Below are 344 nucleotides of genomic sequence, written 5' to 3' on the forward strand. Positions count from 1 at the left end.
TTCTTAATTATTGGTAAAACCATTATGGGTAAAGGAGCTGTTAAAGAAGATGGTTCATCATTCGAAAAACAAGTTTCTACTCACGGACAACCTTTGTCTGCTGCTGGTGCATGTTTTGAAAGTACAGTTAAAAATTTAGGTGGAGATCCAGAAAATCCATTTGTTATTTTTGATGATGTTGCAGCGATGTATGCTGAAGCGCAAGCTAAAAAGGCTGAGTATGTTGCAGCTAAAAAAGCAGAGCAAGCTGAGTGGGAAAAAGCAAATCCTGAGTTAGCAGCTAAATTTGCTAAATTCTTCTCAGGTGATGCTCCGGAAATTGACTACAGTGCTATTGAGCAAAA

The 344-nt window shown here is 38.1% G+C and carries 1 protein-coding gene; it reads left to right on the forward strand.

Translation table 11 applies throughout. The features are described from left to right. On the forward strand, positions 1-344 hold a 344-nt coding region (locus OM075_RS26755), incomplete at both ends, for a thiamine pyrophosphate-binding protein (RefSeq protein WP_494515761.1).

Source organism: Plebeiibacterium sediminum (assembly GCF_026013605.1).
Classification (GTDB): domain Bacteria; phylum Bacteroidota; class Bacteroidia; order Bacteroidales; family Marinilabiliaceae; genus Saccharicrinis; species Saccharicrinis sediminus.